Raw genomic sequence first — 7,343 nt, forward strand, 5'->3', positions numbered from 1 at the left:
TATCTCCATTCAGATTTGAAAAGGGCGAGAACGTCGATAGACGAACCGCTCCCTATCCCCACGATCGAAAAAGATGCGCATCGCGATGCATCCTTCACGGCTCGACGCTATTCATCGGCCGAATTTGTGCAAGATCAAATACTGCCTGCAAGCGAGATGCCAAAGTATCAGTTGCATTTTTGTCACTAACTTGGCAATATTACTTGCACGAATCGCACAACTGCACAATTGGACAACTGCACAAACCGCACAATTTCGCACATCGACTTTTGTGCGCACGTATTAGCGTGCGCGGAAAACAGCCACCGCGCTAAAGGTACCGGCTTTCGGATGAGGAGGCTGGCGCCCGGTAATCGTCAGAGAGATTCGATCAGAGCAAGGGCTTGGGCAGCCGACGCAACGTCGATGCTCATACCTTCTCTGAGCAATTCGATAGGAATGCGGCCTTTGAGAAGAGGCGAAGGGCTGATCAGCCACAGCCACGCTACTCTTGGATCGGCAATCGAGGAAAGCACTTGCTTGATGCCGGGTATAGGTCTGCCATCGATGAACTGGGCCAAGGGAAATACATGCTTGCGGGAGCCTCTGCGAAAGGCAACCACATCATTGTGCCGCTGCCACCAATACAGCGTGGAACGCGGTATTCCGAAACGTTTCTCCAGATGCGTTGACCCTGCAACTGGACCGGCCCACTCTGCAATGCGCGCGCCTTCTTTAGGGCAATCCTCCACAACCGGATGCACAAGCGGATGATCGGCTGACCGGGGGCGCGAAGCGATCTCACTTGCCTGGGCGTTTAGCCGTCGCGCTGCTTCGGCCTCAAGCCGGCTGAGAAATTCGGCGGCCGAGGCAGTCAAATCGTTGGAAGGAGAACCCGAAGGCACAACAGCAGCCTTTTCACCCTGCCTCGCCTCATTAGATTGGGCAAGAATGCGTTGCACCTCCTTCATGACAAAGCTTGTAAGCTCGCTCTGGCGCTTTTCATCCCCAAGATCAGTCGTCCCGGACATATCTGGTTTTCCCGATAGCATCCTCTCAGCAAACCCGCCGAAAGAGCGTTGAGGACATTAAAGTTGGAGGAAGGCGATGTCGTAAGCTCAGCGCGGAGCCGGCAGCTGAACCGGAAGAAGGCTCTTGATGGCCATACTTGAGCTCCATTCAAAGCTTTTAAAAGGGGAGGACGTCGACGGACGTACCGCGCCTTGTCACCACGATTAAAAGAAGATGCGCGCGGCACACCCTTCGCAGCGGGACGCTACCCAATGCATAGGGTTGCGCAACTTCGAATTTCAGCTCTTCAGATTTATGTAAATTAGTAGTTGCTATTTTGCAACTATTTTTGACGTATTCACTGCACGAATTGCACAATTGTACATCTGCACAAACTGTACAATCTCGATGAAACGATTTCCCTGCCGCATCAAGCGCCTGTTATAGACTTAGCCACTAGACGAACGAATTGATTGTTAAGAGAAGAACGGTGAAAGACCCGTCGCCAGATAGTCTGAATCACGAGAAAGAGCCTCCGCCGCCGAAGCAACGTCTATGTCCATACCTTCTCTGAGCAATTGGATAGGAGCGTGGCCGTTGAGAAGAGGCGAAGGGCTGATCAGCCACAGCCACGCCAATCTGGGATCAGAGATCGTGGTAAGCACCTGCCTGATGCCGGGCAGAGGCCTGCCGTCGATGAACTGAGCTAAGGGAAATACATGCTTGCGGGAGCCTTTGCGAAGGGCCACCACATCATTGTGCCGCTGCCACCAATGCAGCGTGGACCGCGGTATTCCGAAGCGTCTCTCTAGATGTGTCGACCCTGCGACTGGACCGGCCCACTCTGTAATGTGCGCGCCTTCTCTGGGGCAATCTTCCATACCCAAAAGCGCGAGCGGACGTTTGGCTGGTCGCGGTGGCGAAGCAATCTCACATGCCTGGGCGTTTAGCCGTGGCGCTGCTTCAGCCTTGAGCCTGCCAAGAAATTCGGCAGCCAAGGCAGTCAAATCGTTGGAAGGAAAACCCGAGGGGCCAACAGCAGGATTTTCATCCTGCTTTGCCTCATCGCGGTGGGCAAGAACGCGCTGCGCCTCCCTCATGACAGAGCGTGAAAGCTCGGTCTGGCGCTTTTCCTCCCCAAGATCCCCCGATCCACTCATATATGGGCTTTCCGGCAACAAACGGCCGTATTTGGACGAGCGAAAACGCCTCTGGTTATGATCCGACTGATTATAAGGGGGCATATCTCTACGTTGACTATAAGGGATGTCAATCCCCTGCCAGCGGAATATTTTGTCCGTCGACTGTCCTCTCTTCGACGTCGTCGCGAACGCGATAAACTTCGTCGGCTTCAGGCCAAAGTGGCTCAGCGCTCGCGGGCCATGTCAAGCCGCACGGCTTAAAGCGCTTCGTCCAACGCTGGCGACCAGGACGCGAAACCGAAGGGGCTCCGGTCGTTGCCGTCGGCGACAACGCTGCCCCGGCGGTATTGAGGAATACGGTCGGGAGCGCAAGCCCGATCTTCTCGCGCCGCATTAGTCCGCACAGCGAGAAGACGATAGGCCCATTCCTCCAGTTCCAGGCTCTTCCCGAGTGTGGTGGGCAATCGAGGGGCATGTTGGCCGCGGGCGGGCTTTCCTTCTGGAAGCGGACGGAGAGCTGGTGTCGCTCTGCACCTGGACCGCCCGAAACTTCGGAGCCAGTGCAGATCGGTGGCGTCTGGACGCCACCCGAAGTTCGCAATCGGGGATATGGCCGGGCCGTGGCAACGGGAGCACTCCGCGAGGCGGCCCGGGACGGTGTCACGCGCGCGGTACTTTTCAGGAGGGCCCGAGCAGTGCGGCGATCCTATGAAGCGCTCGGCTCCCGTCAGATCGGGGATTACGGAATTACGAGATATCCGACCTGACCCTCACGCAGCCTTTTCTTGATTTCAAATGGAGCGCGCACGTCCTGGCGAGTCTATATGACGGGGCTAGCAACCGTTGAGGGCGCTTATCCTGCTGATCAGGGTCTTGCCATATCTGTAGGTCGTCCTCACTTCGGCGCGCCCATCGCAAGCAGTCCCGTTTGCACGAACGTAGCTGTATGTCGCAATAACGCTATCGGTACCCTCCTTGGAAACCGACCGGAGTTTCAGCGGAGTGGAAAGTCCGGAGAAAAACGAATGGATGGACGTTTCGCTGAATGGTCCGATGCCACGCTTCTCAGGAACAACTGAAGCCGCCGCGGAAGCACCGTCTGCATTCGACAAGGCGTTGTAGAAAGCGGCCACCGTCTTCATCGGATCATATCATCGTTGCCAGGTTCCAACGACGGGGTTGTCAGCGGTTGGAACGAGGCGACCTGGAGCCCAAGTTCGCCCGCCTTCCTTTCCGAGAGCCAAGCCATCCCCGCCGGCGGCGCAGAGGTGACGAAAACGATGGTGCTCTGAGGAATTCCGATCTGGTTCAGATAGGCACCGACCAAGGCGTTTGCGACGCCGCTTTCGCTGAGCGTCCCATTGTCGACCACGTAAGAAGCGTGGAAGCCAATGTGGGCCTTCTCGCCCACGAGCCTTGGAGTGCCGGCGAGCCATGCTAGTGCACATGCGGAGGCACAAAGCGTGTCGTTCGCGACCGCGGTCGCGAAGCCCTTCAAGCGAATGGCCCTGCCAATTTCGAGGGCAGGAAGGACCGACCCGCCCTCGCTATTGAGGAGCACGACGGCTTGGCTTGTGGTCGCCGCGATCTGGTTGAACTTTACGTCATCGTTGGGCTGGATGACTCCTGTCACCAAAATGAGGTCAGGCGCGCCTGGAGCCTGAGGCAGTTTCTGTATCTCCGCCGCTTCGGCCGCGCCCGCAAACAGTAGTCCTCCGGCCAGCCACGCAAACTTGTTCACTCACTCCCCCTGTCCGCCTGTCTGCCCGGCCATGAATTACACAATGTGTGTTGCGCAAGAAAGCTCGAAAGTTGCGGCGGAAGAGCCCGAAAACTGTGCAGCCTCAATTCGCTAGCGGTATCGACACCTGTTTGGGGCGGATGATCGACTGCCCGCCAACTGCTCCAGGCAGAATCCAATGCTCGATGACCACTCATCAGAGACGCGTCGATGCGATCACCGTCGGAAGAAGATGCTTGCGGACTGATCTCGCCTGGGAGGTGCCCCGGTCGGCCGCTCGATCGCAAGCCTCGTGCGGGGCGGAAGCTCTCCCGTATGGAGTTCGCCGAGGCGCTGGTCCACCTGCTTGTCCTCTGCAGTCAGGCGATGGTTGAGGCGAAGGTAGTCCATCCAGGTCGGCGTGCGGAATGTCTCCGTCCAATGCGAGGGCTCCTGAAGGTCGCGCTGGAGGTTCCAGTGCCGGGCGCCGGCGCGGCTCTGCACCCGGCGGCGTTCCTGCATCTGGTCGAGGAAGGCTTCGACATTGGTTTCCGGTATGGAATACTCGATCTTGACCACGATCGGGCCGCTTCTCGACTTCAAGTCGAGGGCGAGCGCTGGGGTTTCGAAGCCAAGGGAATCCTGGTCGGCCTCTTTCCACTGGCGGATCGGGAGCAGCAATCCGGTGGCGGCAACCAACAAGAGAGCGCCCGCAGAGATGTCCAGCGCCAGGGTGAGAGAATAGTTTTCGGCCACCACGCCCCACAGCCAGCTTCCGGCCGCGATGCCTCCCGACGAGAGGGCCGAGTAGATCGAGAGCGTGCGGCCGACGACCCACCGCGGGCTCGACAGTTGCACGCTGACGTCAAGCCCCGTCCAGGTGACCACCCAGCCCGCACCTCCCAGCGTCAAGGCAATCGTGGCCACCACCAGGGAGGGCGTAAAAGCAAGCGAAAGGCAGCAGGCGGCGCAGGCAATACAGGCGAGCGTCGTCAGCCGCTCCTGCGACAGTGACCGTCTCAGCGCGTTGTTGGAAATGCCCGCACACAAGGCGCCCGCCCCAAATCCTGCCATCAGGACACCATAGGCGATCGCCCCTCCCCCGAGTTGGTCCCGGGCAACGAGAGGCAGAAGCGCGAGGATGGAAATGCTGGTCAGTCCGAACAGGGTTCCACGCGCAATTGCCGCCTTGATTTCCCCGGACAGCGCCGTGAAGCGGGCACCATCAAAAATGGCGGTGGTCAATGGCTCACGGGGAAGCGGCGAAGAGCGACCGCTCCATTTGTAAAGTCCTATGGTCCACAGCATCGCCACATAGGTCAAAGTCGCTGCGGCGAAAGCCGTCAGAGGTCCGAAGGAGGCGACAACGACGCCGCCGAGCGCCGGACCGATGCTTCGCATGGCATTGTAGCCGACCGAGATCAGCGTGACCGCTGCCGGAACTTCGCGTTTTCGCAGGATGTCGCCAACAGAAGCGTGCCAAGCCGGATCAGTGAAGGCAGCGCCACATCCGGCCAGGCAGCTGAAGGCGAGGATCAGCCAGGGATTGTAAAATCCCATCCCGACAAGCGCGGTCAGCATGATCGATGACAAGGCAATCACGCACCAGCCGAGTGCCATGACAGTGCGGCGGCTGAAATTGTCGGCAATGGCCCCGGCGAAGATCGACAGAATGAACACCGGCAGGGTCGTGGAGGTCTGCACCAGGGCGACCATCACGTCCGAGGTCGAAATGGTCGCCATCAGCCAGCTGACCGCAACCGTCTGAAACAGCCAGCCTAGACCGGAGACCTGTGCGGCAAGCCAGATCGCGCGAAAGGTGGGGCTCTCCAGCGGCGCGAACGTCGCCGACGAAACGGACGCTGCGTCCGCGCGTGCCACCCTGCTCATTGGGCGAGCCCTTTCTCTGTCGTGAACACGTTTAGTTGGAGATTTCTCCCTTTGGCGCACTTGCCTATGGAGAGTGGCAGGATCAGGGCATTGCAAGTGCCGAACCGAAGTAATTTTCGAGGGCTACTTCAAAGCCAAACGAAACCGTTCTGCTGGAAATACCTGTCCAGCCATCACCAATGCGCCCTAGCGGCCCGTTCGATCATTCTACTGGAAGTTTTGGGCGGTGGCGACGTGTCTATTCATGCGCGTAATGCGCGCGCCGCTTTGAGACGACCGTATTCAGTGGGCTACAACGCAACTTTCATTGCGTTCTGCGGCTCCCTTCATTAATCAAGCTGAATTTTGCAGAAGCCATTAAAATCAGGAGCATTCCGTGACAGAAGAAATCGAGAACAATAGTGATGCCCTCATCGAGCTTACCGCCGACGTCGTGTCGGCTTACGTATCGAACAATCCGGTTCCAGTGGGCGACCTGCCTGGCCTGATCGACCAGGTGCATGCCGCCTTAAAAGGCACGATCGGCGGCCCGGTGGCGAAGCCCGAGGACCTCAAGCCTGCCGTTCCCATCAAGAAATCGGTTACGCCCGACTACATCATCAGCCTGGAGGACGGAAAAAAGTTCAAATCGCTGAAGCGGCATCTCGCGACCCATTATGGTCTGACGCCTGAAGAATACCGCGCCAAGTGGGGCCTGCCGGCAGACTATCCGATGGTCGCCCCGAGCTATGCCGCGACGCGCTCGGCTTTAGCCAAGACCATGGGCCTAGGTAGAAAGCCTAATCAGACCGAACAGGCAGCCCCTGCAAAGAGGACCCGTAAGAACGGCGCGGCCTGAGCGTTGTTCCGGCGCGCTGACTTGAAAGGCGGGGAGAACCCGCCTTTCGTCGCATTCGCGCTAAGGTAGCAACTTGCGCACGGCATGCTCGATTTATGTTCCCGTACGATTTCGTTTGCGAGGGGACGGTATGGGCCACCGCCGGGCGGCTGCTCCGCATGCGCAAGAGGCCGTCAGCTCACTTTACTTTGCTGAGATTGCCGGCTGAGGATTTCCCGGTGCGGCGGTCCTGCTCGATCTCGTAATTAACCTTTTGCCCGTCAGCGAGAGTCGAAAGCCCCGAACGCTCCACAGCCGAAATGTGGACAAAAACGTCTGGGCCACCCGCATCGGGCTGAATAAAGCCGTAGCCCTTCGTGCTGTTGAACCACTTCACAGTGCCAGTTGCCATGCATTTTTCCTTTGTATCAGTTGCAGTGTTGGTTTGCCCAAGATTCTGACTTGGGGATAGGCGCAGCAAAAACGAGAAATCGCAAGGCCCTTGGATTGCCAGGAGGAAAATCACCTGCACGATACCGGCCGTAAACGCGCAACAACTGCTTTGTCCCTTATGGCTGCAACTGCCATCGCTCGCCATGACTGGACAGTTAGTCCAAAAGCGTCGTGTGCGATCCGCTCGCCAGGGCAGAGCAACCTCGCTATGACGCGCAGATCGAGAATGCCGACTATAAGACCTTATGTCCTTTCTGGTTGCCGGCTGTGAGGTGGTTCGCCCTACACTGGCAGTGTTGAAGCGAGGGTTGCTCGTCGAGCCTATCCTCAA

8 protein-coding genes are annotated in these 7,343 nt (G+C 58.2%); 2 read left to right on the forward strand and 6 right to left on the reverse strand.

Translation table 11 applies throughout. The annotated features are described in order from the left end of the window. Window positions 1-356: 356 nt before the first annotated feature. Together ABID26_RS34650 and ABID26_RS34655 are read right to left on the reverse strand one after the other, a co-directional pair. Complete coding sequence (locus ABID26_RS34650) at window positions 357-1,010, reverse strand: antitoxin Xre/MbcA/ParS-like domain-containing protein (protein WP_354417994.1); 654 nt, start codon at window positions 1,008-1,010, stop codon at window positions 357-359. A gap of 456 nt (window positions 1,011-1,466) precedes the next feature. Beyond that, window positions 1,467-2,150, reverse strand: coding sequence for an antitoxin Xre/MbcA/ParS-like domain-containing protein (locus tag ABID26_RS34655; RefSeq protein ID WP_354417995.1), 684 nt, complete (start codon window positions 2,148-2,150; stop codon window positions 1,467-1,469). Window positions 2,151-2,605: 455 nt separating this feature from the next. On the opposite strand from ABID26_RS34655, the gene ABID26_RS34660 reads away from it, so the two are divergent. After that, a complete protein-coding gene (locus ABID26_RS34660; protein WP_354417996.1) occupies window positions 2,606-2,899 on the forward strand; it encodes a GNAT family N-acetyltransferase in 294 nt (97 codons plus the stop codon). A 66-nt stretch (window positions 2,900-2,965) separates the two neighbouring features. Here the strand turns inward: ABID26_RS34660 and ABID26_RS34665 are convergent, their stop codons facing one another. The 3 genes from ABID26_RS34665 to ABID26_RS34675 all read right to left on the reverse strand — a co-directional run bounded on the left by ABID26_RS34665 (window position 2,966) and on the right by ABID26_RS34675 (window position 5,742). Continuing rightward, the gene (locus tag ABID26_RS34665) at window positions 2,966-3,274 is read right to left on the reverse strand and encodes a hypothetical protein (protein ID WP_354417999.1); all 309 of its coding nucleotides are present in this window, start codon (window positions 3,272-3,274) and stop codon (window positions 2,966-2,968) included. Continuing rightward, a complete protein-coding gene (locus tag ABID26_RS34670) occupies window positions 3,271-3,873 on the reverse strand; it encodes a COG3904 family protein (protein WP_354418001.1) in 603 nt (200 codons plus the stop codon). The genes ABID26_RS34665 and ABID26_RS34670 overlap by 4 nt, the downstream gene beginning before the upstream one ends. A gap of 216 nt (window positions 3,874-4,089) precedes the next feature. Beyond that, entirely contained in the window at window positions 4,090-5,742 is a 1,653-nt protein-coding gene (locus tag ABID26_RS34675) for an MFS transporter (protein WP_354418013.1), read from the reverse strand. Window positions 5,743-6,118: 376 nt separating this feature from the next. Between ABID26_RS34675 and ABID26_RS34680 the strand changes: the two genes are divergently transcribed. After that, entirely contained in the window at window positions 6,119-6,580 is a 462-nt protein-coding gene (locus ABID26_RS34680) for a Ros/MucR family transcriptional regulator (protein WP_354418003.1), read from the forward strand. 178 nt (window positions 6,581-6,758) lie between these two features. Here ABID26_RS34680 and ABID26_RS34685 read toward each other — a convergent pair whose 3' ends face one another. After that, entirely contained in the window at window positions 6,759-6,971 is a 213-nt protein-coding gene (locus ABID26_RS34685) for a cold-shock protein (protein ID WP_292634650.1), read from the reverse strand. Window positions 6,972-7,343 lie beyond the last annotated feature (372 nt).

The sequence above is a fragment of the Mesorhizobium shonense genome, from assembly GCF_040545255.1.
In the GTDB taxonomy this organism is placed as follows: domain Bacteria; phylum Pseudomonadota; class Alphaproteobacteria; order Rhizobiales; family Rhizobiaceae; genus Mesorhizobium; species Mesorhizobium shonense.